This window comes from Microbacterium proteolyticum (assembly GCF_014192415.1).
Classification (GTDB): Bacteria; Actinomycetota; Actinomycetes; order Actinomycetales; family Microbacteriaceae; genus Microbacterium; species Microbacterium proteolyticum.
In genome coordinates this window covers 1,571,196-1,587,287 of record NZ_JACHXY010000001.1, presented here as the reverse complement: position 1 = coordinate 1,587,287, position 16,092 = coordinate 1,571,196, and the positions used below count along the sequence as shown (strand labels likewise).

Sequence of the window (16,092 nt, the reverse complement as noted above, 5' to 3'; positions counted from 1 at the left end):
CTGGCCCCATGCGGACGCGTGGCGACATCGAGTGCTGGCTCACCGACATGGACGGCGTGCTCGTCCACGAGAACACGCCCATCGCGGGGGCGTCCGAACTGCTCGCGCAGTGGCGCGCCGAGGGCACGCCGTTCCTCGTGCTCACGAACAACTCGATCTTCACGCCGCGCGACCTCAGCGCCCGGTTGCGCGCGTCCGGTCTCGACGTGCCCGAGGCGTCCATCTGGACCTCGGCGCTGGCGACCGCCGACTTCCTCAAGTCGCAGATGCCGGGCGGCTCCGCCTTCGTCATCGGCGAGGCCGGACTGACCACGGCCCTCCACGAGGCCGGCTTCATCATGACCGAGACCACGCCCGATTACGTCGTCGTGGGCGAGACCCGCAACTACTCGTTCGAGGCGATCACCAAGGCCATCCGCTTCATCCTCGGCGGCGCGCGCTTCATCGCCACGAATCCGGATGCCACGGGCCCCTCGACCGAGGGAGTCCTCCCGGCGACGGGTGCGATCGCTGCACTCATCACCAAGGCGACGGGCAAAGAGCCCTACATCGTCGGCAAGCCCAATCCGATGATGTTCCGCTCGGCACTCAACCGCATCGGTGCGCACAGCGAGAACACCGGCATGATCGGCGACCGCATGGACACCGACATCGTCGCGGGCATCGAGGCGGGCCTGCACACGGTGCTGGTGCTCACCGGCATCAGCGACCAGCGCGAGATCGAGCGCTACCCTTTCCGGCCCGACGAGATCCTCGGCTCCGTCGCTCAACTCGTGCGCGCCGAACCCTTCGAGACCGAAATCGCCGACGGCGAAGAGGGCCTCGAAGCGGGCCTCTGATCATGGGCGCGCTCGACGACGGCGAGAGGGTGGCGGCGGCTGACGTCGCCGCGTGGTCCGCCTGGCTCGAGCTCCACCACGAGACGTCCAAAGGCGCATGGCTCGTCCGCGGCCGCGGCGGCGATACCGGTCGGTACGTCGGGTACGAGGATGCCGTGCGCGAGGCCCTGTGCTTCGGCTGGATCGACGGACCCGTGCGCGTGTTCGACGACCGCACCTCGGGACTGTGGTTCGCTCCGCGACGCGCCACGAGCGGCTGGGCCGCGACGAACAAGGCCCGCATCGCTCAGCTCGAGATGGAGGGGCGCCTGCGACCGGCCGGACTCCGCGCGCTCGACGTCGCCCGTGCGAACGGGGCGTGGGAGGTGCTCGACGGACCCGAGGCGGGTATCGAGCCCGCCGAGCTGACGGCGGCGCTCGACGCGGTCCCGGCGGCGCGTGCGTACTGGGACGCGTTTCCCCCCTCGGTCCGCAAGGCCGGTCTCACCCAGATCGCGATGGCGGTGCGCCCCCAGACCCGCGAGAGCCGCATCGCCAAGATCGTCGCTGATGCCGCCGAGAACCGTCGGCCGTGACCGGCCCGACGCTCGGGGTCACAGATGCGCACGCGTTCGATGCGAAACGGGCGGGCTTGACGTCGCCCTCTCCCCGTCGGGGAGGATGAGTTCATGGACGATCGCACGTTGTGGCTGATCACGGCCTTCTTCATCACCGCGGGGACGCTCACGGCATTCATCGTGCAGTGGCGGCGCTCCCGCCGCGGCGGGAATGGACGAGACCCATTCGACGGGCCGGGTCCGGACGACGACTCGCGCTGACCGTGACTCGCGGCGCCACGGGCGCGCGGCATCCGCAGTCTTCGGTCCCCGTCGAGAGGACACGGGACAGCACGAGGGCAGGCCGATCGGCGCGAGATGGCCGGGTCTACTCGGCCGCCCCGTTCTTGCCGGCACACGGCGACGACGTCGCGCGGCCGTGAGCCGGGACCGGCTTACTGCGGCTGCAGACCCAGGTCGTCAAGGTCGATGGATGCCAGCCACTGCAGTCCCTCGGCCTCGATCGCGGCCTGTGCACCGGTCTTGCGGTCGACGATGACGGCGACGGCGACGACCTCTGCGCCCTCGCGGCGTAGCGCCTCGACGGCCTTGAGCGCCGACTGACCCGTGGTCGAGGTGTCTTCGACGACGACGACGCGCTTGCCGGTGACGTCGGCGCCCTCGACCTGGCGGCCGCGACCGTGGTCCTTGGGCTCTTTGCGCACGACGAACGCGTCGAGCGGGCGGCCGGCGTGCACCGACTCGTGCATGACCGCGTTGGCGATGGGGTCGGCGCCCAGGGTCAGTCCCCCAACGGCCACGACGCCGTCGAGGTCCTTCACCAGGTCGAGCACGAGGCGACCGATCGCCGGGGCCGCGCGGTGGTCGAGGGTGAGCTTGCGCATGTCGACGTAGTACGTCGCCTTCTTGCCACTCGAAAGGGTGAAGTCGCCGTGGAACACCGCCTCGTCGTTGATGAGGCGGATCAGCGCCTGGCGGTCGGCTTCGAGCTCGGAAGTAGAGGCTGCGGTCACGGCGTCGAGTCTATTGCGCGGTCTCCGCCCGAACCGGCGCGCGCAACGGCGGGGGATAGGCGACATGCCGCATCCGGGGCGCCGTCATCCGGCACGTCGGCACGGACACCCGCCGTCCTCCACGCGGCATCCGGCGGACGTTGATGTCGGTGGCCGAAAGTAGGCTGGATGCCATGCGCCTGGCCACCTGGAACGTCAACTCCATCCGTGCCCGCGTCACCCGCACCGTCGAGTTCTGCGTGCGCGAGCACATCGACGTGCTGGCGATGCAGGAGATCAAGTGCAAGACGGAGCAGTTCCCGTACGCGGCGTTCGAGGAGGCCGGCTACCACGTCGCCGCCCACGGCCTGAATCAGTGGAACGGTGTCGCGATCGCCAGCCGTGAGCCGCTCGAGGACGTCGAGATCGGCTTCCCCGGCATGCCCGGGTTCGAAAAGGGCAAAGAGGGGCCCGACCTCCCGCAGGAGGCCCGCGCGATCGGCGCGACCGTCGGCGGCGTGCGCGTCTGGAGCCTCTACGTCCCCAACGGCCGCGGCCTCGACGACCCGCACTACGTGTACAAACTCGACTGGCTCGACACGCTCCGCGAGTACGCCGCCACCACTCTCGCGGCCGACCCCCAGCTGCCGCTCGCGCTCACCGGCGACTTCAACATCGCCCCGACGGATGCCGACAACGGCGACCCCACGGTCGTCGAGGGCGCGACCACCCACGTCTCCCCTCCCGAGCGAGCAGCCTTCGCCGCGTTCGAGACCGCGGGACTCACCGATGTGGTGCGCCCGCTCATCCCGACCGGGTACACCTACTGGGACTACAAGCAGCTGCGTTTCCCCCGCAACGAGGGCCTGCGCATCGACTTCATCCTCGGCTCCCCCGCCTTCGCCGACGCCGTGCACGGCGCCGAGATCCACCGCCACGAGCGCAAGGGCGAGGTGCCCAGCGACCACGTTCCCGTCGTCGCCGACCTCGACTTCTCGCCTGCGGACGACGATGACGACATGCCGATGATCTTCGGCTGAACGCCTCGCCAGCGGCATCCGAGAACTTTCTGCGCGAGTCTGTCGATTCCGCTCGCGCCCGTTCGACGCGATAGTAGGGGCAGGCATTCGCTCCCCTCCGATCGCTCGACCGAGCACACACGAGAAGAGTTCACGATGAAGTACATGCTGATCATGCGCGGCACCGACGAGGCGTACGCGGCATACAAGGAGATCCCCTTCGAGCAGGTCATCAACGACATGGGCGCGTACAACGAGTCCATGATCGATGCGGGCGTGCTCGTCGCCGGTGACGGACTGGCCGAGGACATGAGCGCGAACTTCGTCGTCGAGTTCGGCGGTGAGGAGCCGGTCGTCACCGACGGCCCCTACGGCGAGACGCACGAGCTGTTCAACGGCTTCTGGATCATCGAGGTGTCCTCGCGTGACGAGGCCGTCGAGTGGGCGCGGCGCGCACCCCTCATCGCCGGCAACAAGCTCGAAGTGCGCCGCGTGACCGACGAGACCGACTTCGCGGCGTTCGCCGACAACGAGTACATCCAGAAAGAGGAGGGCTGGCGCGAGGCGCAGTCCTCGCGGTGACCCGCACCCGTTCCCGCGGCGACGCCTTCCGTCGCCCCGCGGAGACGGAGCCCGCGTCGTGACCCCTGACCCCGACCTCTCGCGACGCGTCGCGGCGATCTGGCGCATCGAAGGCGCCCGGATCGTCGCGACGCTCGCGCGCGTGGTCGGCGATCTCACGACCGCCGAGGATCTGGCTCAGGATGCCGTCGCCGAGGCGCTGGCGACGTGGCCTCGCGACGGCGTGCCCCGCAATCCGGGCGCCTGGCTGACGGCCGTGGCCAAGCGCCGCGCGATCGACGACTGGCGCCGCGCGCAGAACCTGAGCGAGAAGTACCGACTGATGGGTGCCGACCTCGAAGAGATCTCGGAGGCCGAGTGGCAACCGATCGACGACGACGTGCTGCGCCTGGTGTTCGCCGCCTGCCACCCGGTGCTCGCGCGCGAGGCGCAGGTCGCCCTGACGGTGAAAGTCGTCGGTGGCCTCGACACCGAGGCGATCGCGCGGCTCTTCCTCGTGCCCGTACCCACGATGCAGCAGCGCATCGTGCGGGCGAAGAAGGCGTTGAGCGCAGCGCGGGTGCCGTTCGTCGTGCCCGAGCCCGCGGAATGGCCGGCGCGGTTGAACGGCGTGCTCGGCGTCATCTACCTCGTCTTCACCGAGGGCTACGTGGCGAGCACGGGCGACGCGGTGCTCCGCAGCGAACTCGCGCACGAGGCTGTGCGCCTCGGGCGCGTCGTGAACCGTCTGATCTCGCGCGAGCCGGAGGCGCTCGGCCTGTCGGCGCTGATGGAGTTGCAGATCGCCCGCTTCGCGGCCCGCGTGGACGCAGCGGGCGATGCCGTTCTCCTCGCCGACCAGGACCGCCGCCTGTGGGACCGCTCGGCGATCGCACGCGGCCGGGAGCTGCTCGACCGCGCGGACGGGCTCGGCCGGGGGCGTGGGCCGTACCAGCTGCAGGCGGCGATCGCCCTCTGTCACGCCCAGGCGGCGAGCGTCGAGTCGACGGACTGGGACCGCATCGTGCTGCTGTACGAGATGCTCGGACGGATCACGCCGAACCCCGTGGTCGAACTCAATCGCGCGGTCGCCGTGTCGATGGCATCCGGTGCGTCCGACGCCCTCGAACTCGTCGACGTCCTCGCCGACGCCGGCGCCTTGAAGGGGTCGCACCTCCTCCCCTCGGTCCGCGGGGAGCTCCTCGCCCGGTTGGGCCGCATCGATGAGGCGCGATCCGAGTTGTTCGCGGCAGCGGCGCTCACCCGCAACGAGCGGGAAGCGGCGCTCTTGCGACGCAAGGCGGACGCGCTGGCGACCTGAAGTCGGCGGTGCGTTCGACGCGGGCTCGGCACGGCAGACGTGCTCGCAACCTGAGGTCGGGGCGGGTTCTGCCAGGCAGACAAGCTGGCGACGTGAAGGGCGCCGCGTTCGGGGCGTGCTCTGCGCTGTGGGGCGTTCGACGTCCGCCCCGGAGCGCGAAATGCGCCCCACCGCCGCAGTATCCGCCTCGACCCCCCGCCGCCGACGACGGCGGGGCCGAGGCGAACCCCGACCCCGCCGCGCTATGGGTGGGTCAGGCCGCGGGAACCTCGGCCGGCGCGGTGCGCGCGACGAGCGTCACGAGCGCCTCGATGATCGAGCGGAGGAACTCCGCAGTGCCCTCGTCGGTCACGGTGCCGTCTTCCTCGAACAGGCCGGGGGTCGACTGGATGTAGCCCTCGGGCTGGCCGAGGACGAGGGCGTTGTAGTGCAGGAGCACCGCGCGCAGGTGCTGCTGACCGGCGGCGGTGGCGATTCCGCCCTGCGAGGTGCCGACGACGGCGGTGGGCTTGTCGTTGAACGACGCCTCGCCGTAAGGACGGGCCGACCAATCGAGGGCGTTCTTGAGCACACCGGGGATGGAGCGGCTGTACTCGGGGGTCACGATGATCATGCCGTCGGCATCCTCGATCGCGGTCTTGAAAGTGGTCGCGACCTCGGGGAAGTTCCCGTCATGGTCGGGCGAGTAGAAGGGGAGGTCCTTGATCGGGATCTCCTTCAGGGTGACGCCCTCGGGCGCGACCTTCTCGAGCGCCTTGGCGAGGCGGCGGTTGATCGAGGTGCTGGAGATGCTGCCGACGATGTAGCCGATCGTGTACTCGGTCACGATGATCCTCTCTGGGATGACGGGGGCGAAGAGCCCGGATGCATTCACGTGCAAGCATCCGGGTCGAATCTGTATTCCCCGCCCTCTTGACTCCACCCCGCGGGGGATGCACGCGTGGGAGGTCCGCTCTAGCGTGGGGGGATGCCACGCCTCACCCGCACCCAGCGACGGGGCGACGCCGTGCTCGCTCTCGTGCTGTTCCTCGGCGGTCTGCTGAGCGCGGTGCTGTCGTCGATCTCGGGCATCTACGGCGACGAACAGGGCTCCCTCGCTCTCGCGCTGGGGTACATCGCGATCCTCGCCGTCCCCCTCGCCTTCCGGCGACGATGGCCGTCGGTGACGGCGGTCATCGTCTCGGTGGCGTACTTCCTGGCCGTGACGTTCCGCATCCCCGAGATCTACGCGGGCAACATCGCGATGTTCATCGCGCTGTACACGGTCGGCGCCTGGGAGCAGAACCGGCGCCGCGCCACCATCGTGCGCATCGCCATCATCGTCGGCATGTTCGCGTGGCTGTTCGTGGTGATGTTCCAAGATGCCACCCAGCCCGTCGACCCGGCTGTCGAGGGCGCGTTCTCGCGAGCCGGCGCCTTCTCACCTTTCGTGGCGTACCAGCTGCTGATGATCGGGGTGAACGCCCTCTTCTTCGGCGGCGCATACTACTTCGGCGACCGCTCGCACCAGCAGATGCGCGAGCGCGCGGCCCTCGAAGAACGCACCGCCGAGCTCGAGACCGAGCGCGAGGTGACCGCCGCGCAAGCCGTCGCGCTCGACCGCGTGCGCATCGCGCGCGAGCTGCACGACGTCGTCGCGCACCACGTGTCGCTGATGGGAGTGCAAGCCGGAGTCGCCCGCTCGCTCCTCGACCGCGACCCCGAGGCCGCCCGTGCGGTGCTCACCGGGATCGAGGGATCGGCGCGCACGTCGCTGCACGAGCTGCGGCACCTGCTCGAGACCCTGCGCACGCCGGGAGCGGACAACGGCCCCGAAACGGCGCCGACCACGCGCGGGCTGACCTCGATACGCGCGCTGTGCGACGAGGCGACGGCGGCAGGGCTCGCGACCACCTTCGCCATCATCGGAGAGCCCGCGCACGACCCGGCACCCCTCGTACAAGTGAACCTGTACCGCATCGCTCAGGAGGCCCTCACCAACGCCCGTCGTCACGCCGGGCCCGGTGCGACCGCCGACGTTCGTCTCCGGTTCGACGCGGATGCCGTCGAGCTCGAGGTGTCGAACACCGGCCGTGGCGGGTCGTCCACGCCGGGGCTCGGACAACTCGGCATGCGCGAACGAGCCGCCGTGTCGGGCGGCACCATCGAGATCGGCCCCCGGGCCCGTGGCGGGTACCTCGTGCGCGTGCGGGTTCCGGCCGCTCGTGCGGAGGCGACCCGTGTCTGAACTGCGCGTACTGCTCGTCGACGACCACAGGATGATGCGGGCGGGCTTCCGCACCATCCTGTCGCTCGAGGACGACATCACGGTGGTCGGCGAAGCCGCCTCGGGCGTCGAAGCGATCGCCGCCGCCGCCGAAATGCGACCCGACGTGATCTGCATGGACGTGCAGATGCCCGACATGGACGGCCTCGAGGCCACCCGCCGACTCGCCGCCGACCCCGCGTCGAACGCGGCCGTGCTCATCGTCACGACCTTCGACCGCGACGACTACCTGTTCGACGCCCTCGCCGCCGGGGCGAGCGGATTCCTGCTCAAGAACGCCGGCCCGGAAGAGCTGGTGGCGGCGGTGCGCGTCGTGGGTGCCGGGGACGCGCTGCTCGCCCCCGAGGTCACGCGCCGGGTCATCGCGCGGTTCGCGGGTGGAGCGACCGCGCCGGCGGCATCCGCTCCCTCGCCCCTGGTTCTGACGGAGCCGCTCACCGAGCGCGAATGGGAGGTGCTGAAGCTCGTGGCCGAGGCGATGAGCAACGCCGAGATCGCGACGCGGCTGTTCATCGGCGAGGCGACCGTGAAGACGCACGTGTCGAACGTGCTGCAGAAGCTCGGCGCCCGCGACCGCGTGCAGGCCGTCGTGCTCGCGCACCGGCACGGGTTGGCCTGACGCGCCCCGGTCGCCCCACGCGGCGAGGCCCCGGTGCGGACACAACGCAGGAGGACCGACACCGGGCATCGATCCGCCGCCGGAGATCAGCCGGTTCGGTGAGGAATCTCCTGCGTCGTGTCCCGTCCTCCCCCTCAGGGCGGAGGCCACGACCCTTCCCTGGGCGGAGGTGCCGCGGCATCCGGATCCCTATCGTGGGAGACATCGAGAAGAAGGGATGCATCGTGCTCGATCTGAACGGCATCACCAAGAGCTACGGCGGACGCCGCGTGCTCGACGACGTGAGCTTCACCGTGGCGCCCGGGCGACTGACGGGCTTCGTCGGCGGCAACGGCGCCGGCAAGACCACCACCATGCGCATCGCGCTCGGCGTGCTCGCCAAGGACGCGGGCACGGTCGCGCTGAACGGCGCCCCGGTCACCGCCGGCGACCGCCGCCGCTTCGGGTACATGCCGGAGGAACGCGGGCTGTACCCGAAGATGAAGGTCGCCGAGCACATCGCCTACCTCGCACGTCTGCACGGCTTCGGCAAAGCCGAGGCGACGAAGAAGGCCACGGCGCTGCTGGAGCGTCTCGGACTCGGCGAGCGCCTCGGCGACCTCGTCGAGACGCTGTCTCTGGGCAATCAGCAGCGGGCGCAGATCGCGGCGTCCCTCGTGCACGAGCCCGAGGTGCTGATCCTCGACGAACCGTTCTCGGGCCTCGACCCGCTCGCCGTCGACGTCGTGGCCGGCGTGCTGCAAGAGAAGGCTGCGGCGGGAGCCGCGGTGCTGTTCTCGTCGCACCAGCTCGACGTCGTCGAGCGGCTCTGCGACGACCTCGTGATCATCGCCGCGGGCACCATCCGCGCCGCCGGTACCCGCGACGCCCTCCGCGCCCAGCACACGACGCACCGCTACGAGCTGGTCTCCGGCGGCGACGCCGGATGGGTGCGCGACGAACCGGGCATCACCGTGCTCGACTTCGACGGCGGCTACGCCCTCTTCGACGCGGCCGACGACACGACCGCACAGCGCATCCTGCGCGGCGCCGTCGCACGCGGTGACGTCGCCAGCTTCGCCCCGCAGAAACCGTCCCTCGCCGAGATCTTCAAGGAGGTCATCCAGTGAGCACCACCACTCCTCCCGTGCGTCGAACGCCCGGTGAGCTGCAGAGCATCTGGCTCGTCGCCGAGCGCGAGATCGGGTCGAAGCTGCGCAGCAAGGCCTTCGTCATCTCGACCGCGATCCTCATCGTCGCCGCCCTCGCGTCGGTGGTCTGGGGCGGTTTCGCTGCGAACAACGCTTCCGGTGGCGGCATCCCGGTCGCAGTCACCTCGCAGACGCAGAGCGCCGTGTCGGGTCTCGACGGACTCGAAGTGGCCGTGTCCGACAGCGACGACGCCGCGCGCGCCCTCGTCGAGGACGGAACCGCGGATGCCGCCCTGGTCTCCGGCTCATCGGATGCCGCGTTCGACTACACCGTCGTGGTGAAGGACGACGTCCCCTCGACCCTGCTGCAGATGCTCAGCGAGACACCGCCGGTGCAGATGCTCGATCCGGGTGCGGGCGCGGCCGACGCGTTGCGGTATCTGATCGCGCTCGGCTTCGGACTGGTGTTCCTCATCGCCGCGTCGACCTTCGGCGGCACGATCGCGCAAAGCGTCGTGGAGGAGAAGCAGACGCGTGTGGTGGAGATCCTCATCTCGGCGATCCCCGTGCGGGCACTGCTGGCCGGGAAGGTGCTGGGCAACACGATCCTCGCGATGGCGCAGATCGTGCTGCTGGCGGCCGTCGCGGTGATCGGCCTCGCGGTCACGGGACAGGCAGGGGTGCTCGACGCGCTCGGCGCTCCCATCGCGTGGTTCGCGATCTTCTTCCTGTTCGGCTTCGTGCTGCTGGCGTCGCTGTTCGCTGCGGCGGCGGCGATGGTGTCGCGGCAGGAGGACATCGGGGCGACCACGACGCCCATCACGATGCTGGTCATGGCGCCGTACTTCCTGGTCATCTTCTTCAACGACAACCCCGTCGTGCTGACGATCATGTCGTACGTGCCGTTCTCGGCGCCGGTCGGGATGCCGCTGCGCATGTACCTCGGCGACGCGCAGTGGTGGGAGCCGGTGCTGTCACTGCTGGTGCTGATGGCCTCGTGCGTGCTGGCGATCGGTCTGGCAGCGCGGATCTACCGCAACTCGCTCCTGCGCATGGGCGCACGCGTGAAGCTCGCGGAGGCGCTCCGGGGCTGACCGGGGCCGGGCGACGAGGGCGGTTCACTCCATCGTCGCCGCCTCGCGCGACACGGGCGGAGTTCTCGGAGAACCGAACGCCGCACCACGTAGGAGGGGAGGGATGCCGGGCCTCCGGCATCCCTCCCCTCCTGCGTCACTCCTGGAGAACGGAGAGGACGTTGCCGGCCGGATCGCGGAACCACGCGATGAGCGGGCCGCCTTCGCGCATGATTCCGCGCGAGTCCGTGGGCAGAGCGTCGTCGTCGTAGATCTTCGTCTCGACCCCGCGGGAGCGCAGGTCGTCGACGGCGGCCTCCACATCGGCGACGGGGAAGTTCAGCATGGTGAAGGACGCGGGCTCATGGTGGGGCTTGCCGTAGACGAGCACCCGGGCACCCGAGCCGAGATGCAGCGTCAGGAAGCCCGATCCCTCGAGCACCTCCACCTCGATCCCCAGGGTCTCGGCGTAGAAGCGATGAGCGGCGTCGAGGTCGTCGACGGAGAAGCCGGAGTAGGCGCCATCGGGGTGGAACATGTTTCTCTCCTTCGTCATCGCGCCACGTATGCCGTGACGCTGTCGGACAAACGGATGGGGATGCCGTCGACCTGAGAGCCGTCGGGATCGCCGATCGCGACGGTGAGACGGTCGTCGACGCCGAACACCGCGGCACCCTCCTGCGTGCCGCTCGCGCACCCCGCTGACCACGGACGGTCGTCGGTCGCGGTGAAGGTGACGATGCAGCGGCCGATCCCGTCTTCGGGCTGGGCGAAGTAGATGTCGAAGTCATTGACCGTGGCGATGTATCGCGTGCTGCCGGAGTCGATCGCGCTGTCGCGGAGGACGTCGGCTGAGATCGCGTCCTCGATCGTCTGCGGGAAGGTGAGCTCGGGGTAGATCGCCGCAGCGGGATCCGCCGTGGCGCCGGGCATCGACGCGGTCGCCGTCGAGCCGATCGCGGCGCCCAGGCCGACGAGGGCCAGGGCGCCCACCGCGACCAGCACCCCGCGCAGGACGGGCCGCGGGACGGATGCCCCGGCATCGGCGGGGTCGGGCTCGATGAGGGGGGCGTCCGGGTCGGCGGCACCGGGCTGACCGGGAGGGCCGTCGCCGCGCCCGAGCCGCGCCCCCGCCTTGCTCTCCGGAGCGCTCACGCCGTCGACCGGGCGACGGACGCGGTCTTCGAGCTCGACGAGCCGCTGGATCATCGCCGGTGTGGCGTGGGCGCCCTCGGTGCCGTACACGCGCTCGCGGAGGCTCCGCAGCTCGACGTCGTCGTCCATGCGATGACTCTAGAGCCGTGCCCGGTCGCGGAGGCCGGGGGCGACGGCTTCGACCGGCTGGGCCGTCCGCACGGGGCCGCGGGATCCGCAGCGAGGACCCGACCCGGCGCCCACCACCGGCGCCGACATGCGCAGCTACGCCCGTCGGCCCGGCGCGGTGGCGTCCGCGTCGTGGGGGCGGAGAGCCGTGGCATTCAGGGCATCGGCGGCGCCCACCAGAGCGAGGTGCGACAGAGCTTGAGGGGTGTTGCCCGCCTGACGCCCCGCCGTGGGGTCGTACTCCTCTGACAGCAGCCCCAGGTCGTTCGCCACCGCCGTGAGCCTCTGCATCAGGGTGACGGCCTCGTCGCGCCGACCGCTGTGCGCGTACTGCCCCACGAGCCAGAACGAGCACGCGAGGAAGGGGTGCTCGTCGCCCGTCAACCCGTCGACGCCGGTCGTCCGGTACCGCAGCAGCCAGCCGTCGGGCATGAGCGTCTCCTCCATGCGGGCGACCGTGGCCAGCATGCGCGGGTCGTCGTAGGCGCAGAAACCCACCTGCGGCAGCACGAGCAGCGAGGCGTCTACCTCGTCGGTGTCGAAGTGCTGCGTGAACCACCCTCCGTCGTGCACGCCGTTCGCGTCGATGTCTGCGCGTACGCGGTCGCGCAGGGTGCGCCAGGTGTCGACCTCCCCCTCGCGTCCTCCCTTCTCGACGGCCCGGATGCCGCGGTCGAACGCTGCCCACACCATCGCGCGCGAGTGGGTGAAGAAGTGCGGGTCGCCGCGCATCTCCCAGATGCCGAGGTCGGGCTTGTCGACCTCGCGCGCGAGCTGGTCGAGTAGGGCCCGCTGCAGTGACCACGAGAACGTCGTCTCGTCGACCCCGGCGTCGCGCGCTGCCTCGAGAGCCACCATCACCTCGCCGATCACGTCGGCCTGATACTGATCGACGGCTCCGTTGCCGATGCGCACGGGCGCCGCTCCCCCGTACCCCGGCAGGCTGCCGAGTTCCCGCTCGGGCAGGTCGCGTTCGCCCGCGATGCCGTACATGATCTGCACGTCGGCCGGGTCACCGGCGATCGCCCGCAGCAGCCAGGTGCGCCAGTGCTGCGCGACGTCGAGGTAGCCGTGATCGATGTAGGCGCTCAGCGTGAGCGCGGCGTCGCGGAGCCAGACGTAGCGGTAGTCCCAGTTGCGCGAGCCGCCGAAAGCCTCGGGGAGCGACGTGGTCGCCGCCGCGACGATGCCGCCGGTCTCGGAGTGCGTGAGCGCGCGGAGCACCATGAGCGAGCGCGTGACCAGCGCCGCGTGCGTGCCGGCCGACTGCACGCGGTCGGCCCAGGCGGCCCACCACTCGCGCGTGCGTTCCAGGGCGGCCCCGACGTCGAACGCCGACGGGGCGTCTTTCCACGATGGGCCCCACGACAGCACCGAGTCGACGCTCGCGCCGGCCGCGGTGGTCCACCGGCCGCGGTGGACGGTGCCGACGGCGATCAGTCGCGGGCCGCGGATCGTCACGGCATCCGGACCGGCGACGGCGAGGATGACGTGCTCACCGCCGTGACCGATCTGTCGTATCCAGGGCACCGCGCGGGCGTAATCGAAGCGCAAGCGCACCTCGCTGACGAAGTCCACCTCGCCCGACACCCCGACCACGCGTCGCACGACGGCGTCGACGCCCTCGTCGATCGGCATCGCGTCGTACACATCGGCGATGCCGGTCGCCGTCTCCCACCGCGTGACGAGCACGAAGGTATCGCCGTCGTAACGCCGGGTCGCTCGCGCCCCCGGATCGGCGGGGCGCAGCGACCACGCGCCGTGCGACTCGTCGCCGAGAAGAGCGGCGAACATGGACCCGCTGTCGAAACGCGGCAGGCACAGCCAGTCGACGCGGCCGTCGCGCGAGACCAGGGCGGCGGAGCGGCAGTTGCTGAGGACGGCGTAATCCTCGATCGGAGTGGTCACCCTCGGATGATGGCAGAGGTCACGGACATCGTGGCCGAGAGTCGTCGAAGGATTCCCCCGGCGGCGCGCGAACCTCCCGTGCGCGGGGGAAACGCCTCGCGCCACGATCGACGGCGAGGAGGTGCGGCGACGACGCCGCACGATGCGAACGACGCCGCGCGGCGAGCGCGAAGCAGGGCGTCGCGCTAGTGGCATCCATGGGCTCGCTGCAAGCGGCGCACCGGTGTCGGAAGGGAGCGCTACGGTGGCCGCATGGCCGCGGACACCACCCTCATCATCCTGGGCGCTTCGGGCGACCTCACGTCTCGACTGCTCCTGCCCGCCCTCGGCCAGCTGCTGACGCGCGAACCCGGCCGGTCGATCCGACTGCACGGCGCCGGCATGGAGGACTGGACCGACGAGCATTGGCGCGAGGTCGTGCACGCGGCGTTCCAGACGATAGACGCCGAGAGCGCCTTCGCCACCGTGTCGGAGACCACCTATTCGCAGGCCGACATCACCAAGCCCGCCGATCTGCAGAAGCTCCTCGATCAGGCCGAGGGCCGGCCCGCCCTGTACTTCGCGGTTCCCCCCGCCATCACCGAGAAGTCGTGCCTCGCGTTGAGCGACGTGACCATTCCGGAGGGCACGATCCTCGCTCTCGAGAAGCCGTTCGGCACCGACGAGGCCAGCGCCCACCGACTCAATGAGCAGCTGGCGAAACTCGTGCCCGAAGACCAGGTGTTCCGCATCGATCACTTCCTCGGCCGGTCGACCGTGCTCAACCTGCTCGGCGCCCGCTTCGCCAACCGTCTTCTCGAGAGCGTCTGGTCGGCCGACGACATCGGCGCGGTCGACATCGATTACCCCGAGCCCCTGGGCCTCGAGGGCCGCGCGGGCTACTACGACGGGGCGGGCGCTCTGGTCGACATGATCCAGAGTCACCTGCTGCAGGTCATGGCATTCGTCACGATGGAGCCGCCGGCATCCCTCAACCAGCTCGATCTGCGCGACGCCACGTCGGCGGTGCTGCGCGCCACCCACGTGCGGGGTGACGACCCCGTGCACAACTCCCGCCGAGCCCGATACACCGCCGGTGATGTCGGCGAGCGTCACTTCTCCTCCTACGTCGACGAGCCGGGGGTCGACGCGGCGCGCGGCACCGAGACGCTCGCCGAGATGACGGTGGAGGTGCGCAACGCCCGGTGGCAGGGCGTTCCCATCACGCTGCGCTCCGGCAAGGCGCTCAGTTCCGGCCATCGGGCCGTCACTGTCACCTTCAAGCCCGTGCGACACCTTCCCGGCGGTTTCGTCGGCGAGAGCGAGCCGTCCGAGCTCGTGTTCTCGCTGGGTCCCGACACCATGAGCCTCGGCCTGAACGTCAACGGCGCCGACGATCCCCTCGAGCTCGAGCGCGTGACCCTGGCGGCCGACCTCGGCGAGGGCGCGCTGAAGGCCTACGGCGAGGTGCTCTCGGGCATCCTCGACGGCGATGCGATGCTCGCCGTCCGCGGCGACGCGGCCGAGCAGTGCTGGCGCATCGTGCAGCCGGTCGTCGACGCATGGCGCAAGAACGAGGTACCGCTCGACGAGTATGCGGCGGGCACCGCGGGACCGGCATCCTGGACCACATGAGACGGATGCCGCAGCCCTGATCCGCGGCAGCGCACAGAACGACGCGCGACGTCACACGGGGAACATCCTGAGGGCGATGTGCGTTGACTGGGTCGGGTCAACGGCGTCCCGGTTCCGTCATCCGTCCTCAGGAGTACCCATGTCTGTCGTTCTCGACCGCACCGCCCCCACCGACGCCCCGATCCTCGACGTCCTCGCCGAGCGTTGGAGCACCCGCGTCTTCGACCCCGAGACGCCCATCGACGAGTCCGCGCTGCGCTCCGCGCTCGAGGCCGCCCGCTGGGCGCCGTCGGGCATGAACTTCCAGCCGTGGCGCTTCATCGTGGCCCGCCGTGGCACCGCTGCGCACGAACGCGTGGTGAACGCCCTCATGGGCTTCAACCGCGCCTGGGCACCCGCCGCCGGCGCCCTCGTCGTCGTGCTCGCCGAGACCGAGACCGAAGACGGCGAAGCTCGCACGTGGGCGCAGTACGACAGCGGTCAGGCCGCCGCCCACTTCACCGTGCAGGCGCACGCCGAGGGCCTCGCGACCCACCAGATGGGCGGTTTCGTCGCCGATGACCTGTGCGCGGCCTTCGACATCGACGCCCGTTTCATCCCGGTCACCGTCATCGCGGTCGGCGCCCTGGGCGACATCGACGCGGCCGAGGAGGGCCTGCGCGAGCGCGAGCTCGCTCCCCGCCAGCGTCGCACGGTCGAGGAGTCCCTGCTCGTCGACGACTGATCCCTCGGCATCCATCTCGAGAAACGCCATCTCGAGTGAGACACGCGTTGACGCGTCGTGTCTCGCTCAGGATGGCGTTTCTCACGTACGGGTCGGGGGGTCCGCGGCGGCGACGTTCTCGTCGGTCGTCGGTCGCCTCCACGAGA

General features: G+C 70.4%; 17 protein-coding genes. 12 read left to right on the top strand and 5 right to left on the bottom strand.

All coding sequences use genetic code 11. The features are described 5' to 3' along the window. Positions 1-8: 8 nt before the first annotated feature. From FHS07_RS07300 to FHS07_RS07290, 3 genes are all read left to right on the top strand, one after another. Positions 9-839, top strand: a complete 831-nt coding sequence (locus FHS07_RS07300) for an HAD-IIA family hydrolase (RefSeq protein ID WP_183419149.1) — start codon at positions 9-11, stop codon at positions 837-839. 2 nt (positions 840-841) lie between these two features. Continuing rightward, on the top strand, positions 842-1,414 hold the full coding sequence (locus FHS07_RS07295; protein ID WP_183419148.1) for a YdeI/OmpD-associated family protein: 573 nt from the start codon (positions 842-844) through the stop codon (positions 1,412-1,414). A gap of 93 nt (positions 1,415-1,507) precedes the next feature. After that, the gene (locus FHS07_RS07290; RefSeq protein WP_183419147.1) at positions 1,508-1,657 is read left to right on the top strand and encodes a hypothetical protein; all 150 of its coding nucleotides are present in this window, start codon (positions 1,508-1,510) and stop codon (positions 1,655-1,657) included. 173 nt (positions 1,658-1,830) lie between these two features. On the opposite strand, the gene pyrE is transcribed toward FHS07_RS07290, so the two are convergent. Beyond that, a complete protein-coding gene (pyrE, locus tag FHS07_RS07285) occupies positions 1,831-2,409 on the bottom strand; it encodes an orotate phosphoribosyltransferase (protein WP_183419146.1) in 579 nt (192 codons plus the stop codon). 173 nt (positions 2,410-2,582) lie between these two features. Between pyrE and FHS07_RS07280 the strand changes: the two genes are divergently transcribed. The 3 genes from FHS07_RS07280 (at position 2,583) to FHS07_RS07270 (ending at position 5,289) form a co-directional block, all read left to right on the top strand. Next, positions 2,583-3,428: an exodeoxyribonuclease III gene (locus tag FHS07_RS07280; RefSeq protein WP_183419445.1), complete on the top strand. Its 846-nt coding sequence runs from the start codon at positions 2,583-2,585 to the stop codon at positions 3,426-3,428. Positions 3,429-3,563: 135 nt separating this feature from the next. Continuing rightward, a complete protein-coding gene (locus FHS07_RS07275; protein ID WP_183419145.1) occupies positions 3,564-3,989 on the top strand; it encodes a YciI family protein in 426 nt (141 codons plus the stop codon). Between the two features lie 58 nt (positions 3,990-4,047). After that, positions 4,048-5,289 carry a DUF6596 domain-containing protein gene (locus FHS07_RS07270; RefSeq protein WP_183419144.1) on the top strand — a complete coding sequence of 414 codons (1,242 nt, stop codon included), beginning with the start codon at positions 4,048-4,050 and terminating at the stop codon, positions 5,287-5,289. A 253-nt stretch (positions 5,290-5,542) separates the two neighbouring features. Here the strand turns inward: FHS07_RS07270 and FHS07_RS07265 are convergent, their stop codons facing one another. Further along, positions 5,543-6,115 carry an NAD(P)H-dependent oxidoreductase gene (locus FHS07_RS07265; RefSeq protein ID WP_183419143.1) on the bottom strand — a complete coding sequence of 191 codons (573 nt, stop codon included), beginning with the start codon at positions 6,113-6,115 and terminating at the stop codon, positions 5,543-5,545. A 141-nt stretch (positions 6,116-6,256) separates the two neighbouring features. Here FHS07_RS07265 and FHS07_RS07260 point away from each other — a divergent pair, with 141 nt between their 5' ends. From FHS07_RS07260 to FHS07_RS07245, 4 genes are all read left to right on the top strand, one after another. Further along, a complete protein-coding gene (locus tag FHS07_RS07260) occupies positions 6,257-7,516 on the top strand; it encodes a sensor histidine kinase (protein ID WP_183419142.1) in 1,260 nt (419 codons plus the stop codon). Then, positions 7,509-8,174: a response regulator gene (locus FHS07_RS07255; protein WP_183419141.1), complete on the top strand. Its 666-nt coding sequence runs from the start codon at positions 7,509-7,511 to the stop codon at positions 8,172-8,174. Before FHS07_RS07260 ends, FHS07_RS07255 begins: the two co-directional genes overlap by 8 nt. Positions 8,175-8,398: 224 nt before the next feature. Next, complete coding sequence (locus FHS07_RS07250; protein ID WP_183419444.1) at positions 8,399-9,283, top strand: ATP-binding cassette domain-containing protein; 885 nt, start codon at positions 8,399-8,401, stop codon at positions 9,281-9,283. After that, positions 9,280-10,398, top strand: coding sequence for an ABC transporter permease (locus tag FHS07_RS07245; RefSeq protein WP_183419140.1), 1,119 nt, complete (start codon positions 9,280-9,282; stop codon positions 10,396-10,398). Before FHS07_RS07250 ends, FHS07_RS07245 begins: the two co-directional genes overlap by 4 nt. A gap of 136 nt (positions 10,399-10,534) precedes the next feature. Here FHS07_RS07245 and FHS07_RS07240 read toward each other — a convergent pair whose 3' ends face one another. The 3 genes from FHS07_RS07240 to FHS07_RS07230 form a co-directional block, all read right to left on the bottom strand. Further along, the gene (locus FHS07_RS07240) at positions 10,535-10,915 is read right to left on the bottom strand and encodes a VOC family protein (protein WP_183419139.1); all 381 of its coding nucleotides are present in this window, start codon (positions 10,913-10,915) and stop codon (positions 10,535-10,537) included. 14 nt (positions 10,916-10,929) lie between these two features. Next, entirely contained in the window at positions 10,930-11,661 is a 732-nt protein-coding gene (locus FHS07_RS07235; protein ID WP_183419138.1) for a hypothetical protein, read from the bottom strand. 135 nt (positions 11,662-11,796) lie between these two features. Beyond that, complete coding sequence (locus FHS07_RS07230) at positions 11,797-13,608, bottom strand: glycoside hydrolase family 15 protein (RefSeq protein WP_183419137.1); 1,812 nt, start codon at positions 13,606-13,608, stop codon at positions 11,797-11,799. Positions 13,609-13,860: 252 nt separating this feature from the next. Here FHS07_RS07230 and FHS07_RS07225 point away from each other — a divergent pair, with 252 nt between their 5' ends. Both FHS07_RS07225 and FHS07_RS07220 read left to right on the top strand, forming a co-directional pair. After that, positions 13,861-15,222 (top strand): glucose-6-phosphate dehydrogenase, encoded by a 1,362-nt coding sequence (locus FHS07_RS07225; RefSeq protein WP_183419136.1) that lies wholly within the window; start codon positions 13,861-13,863, stop codon positions 15,220-15,222. 139 nt (positions 15,223-15,361) lie between these two features. Further along, positions 15,362-15,946, top strand: coding sequence for a nitroreductase family protein (locus FHS07_RS07220; RefSeq protein ID WP_183419135.1), 585 nt, complete (start codon positions 15,362-15,364; stop codon positions 15,944-15,946). Positions 15,947-16,092 lie beyond the last annotated feature (146 nt).

Excerpts from the sequence above, each read along its gene's own strand:
- FHS07_RS07290 (WP_183419147.1), top strand. The coding sequence starts at position 1,508 with ATGGACGATCGCACGTTGTGGCTGATCACGGCCTTCTTCATCACCGCG.
- FHS07_RS07220 (WP_183419135.1), top strand. The coding sequence starts at position 15,362 with ATGTCTGTCGTTCTCGACCGCACCGCCCCCACCGACGCCCCGATCCTC.
- FHS07_RS07225 (WP_183419136.1), top strand. The coding sequence starts at position 13,861 with ATGGCCGCGGACACCACCCTCATCATCCTGGGCGCTTCGGGCGACCTC.
- FHS07_RS07300 (WP_183419149.1), top strand. The coding sequence starts at position 9 with ATGCGGACGCGTGGCGACATCGAGTGCTGGCTCACCGACATGGACGGC.
- FHS07_RS07240 (WP_183419139.1), bottom strand. The coding sequence starts at position 10,915 with ATGTTCCACCCCGATGGCGCCTACTCCGGCTTCTCCGTCGACGACCTC.
- FHS07_RS07235 (WP_183419138.1), bottom strand. The coding sequence starts at position 11,661 with ATGGACGACGACGTCGAGCTGCGGAGCCTCCGCGAGCGCGTGTACGGC.
- FHS07_RS07275 (WP_183419145.1), top strand. The coding sequence starts at position 3,564 with ATGAAGTACATGCTGATCATGCGCGGCACCGACGAGGCGTACGCGGCA.
- FHS07_RS07260 (WP_183419142.1), top strand. The coding sequence starts at position 6,257 with ATGCCACGCCTCACCCGCACCCAGCGACGGGGCGACGCCGTGCTCGCT.
- FHS07_RS07295 (WP_183419148.1), top strand. The coding sequence starts at position 842 with ATGGGCGCGCTCGACGACGGCGAGAGGGTGGCGGCGGCTGACGTCGCC.
- FHS07_RS07280 (WP_183419445.1), top strand. The coding sequence starts at position 2,583 with ATGCGCCTGGCCACCTGGAACGTCAACTCCATCCGTGCCCGCGTCACC.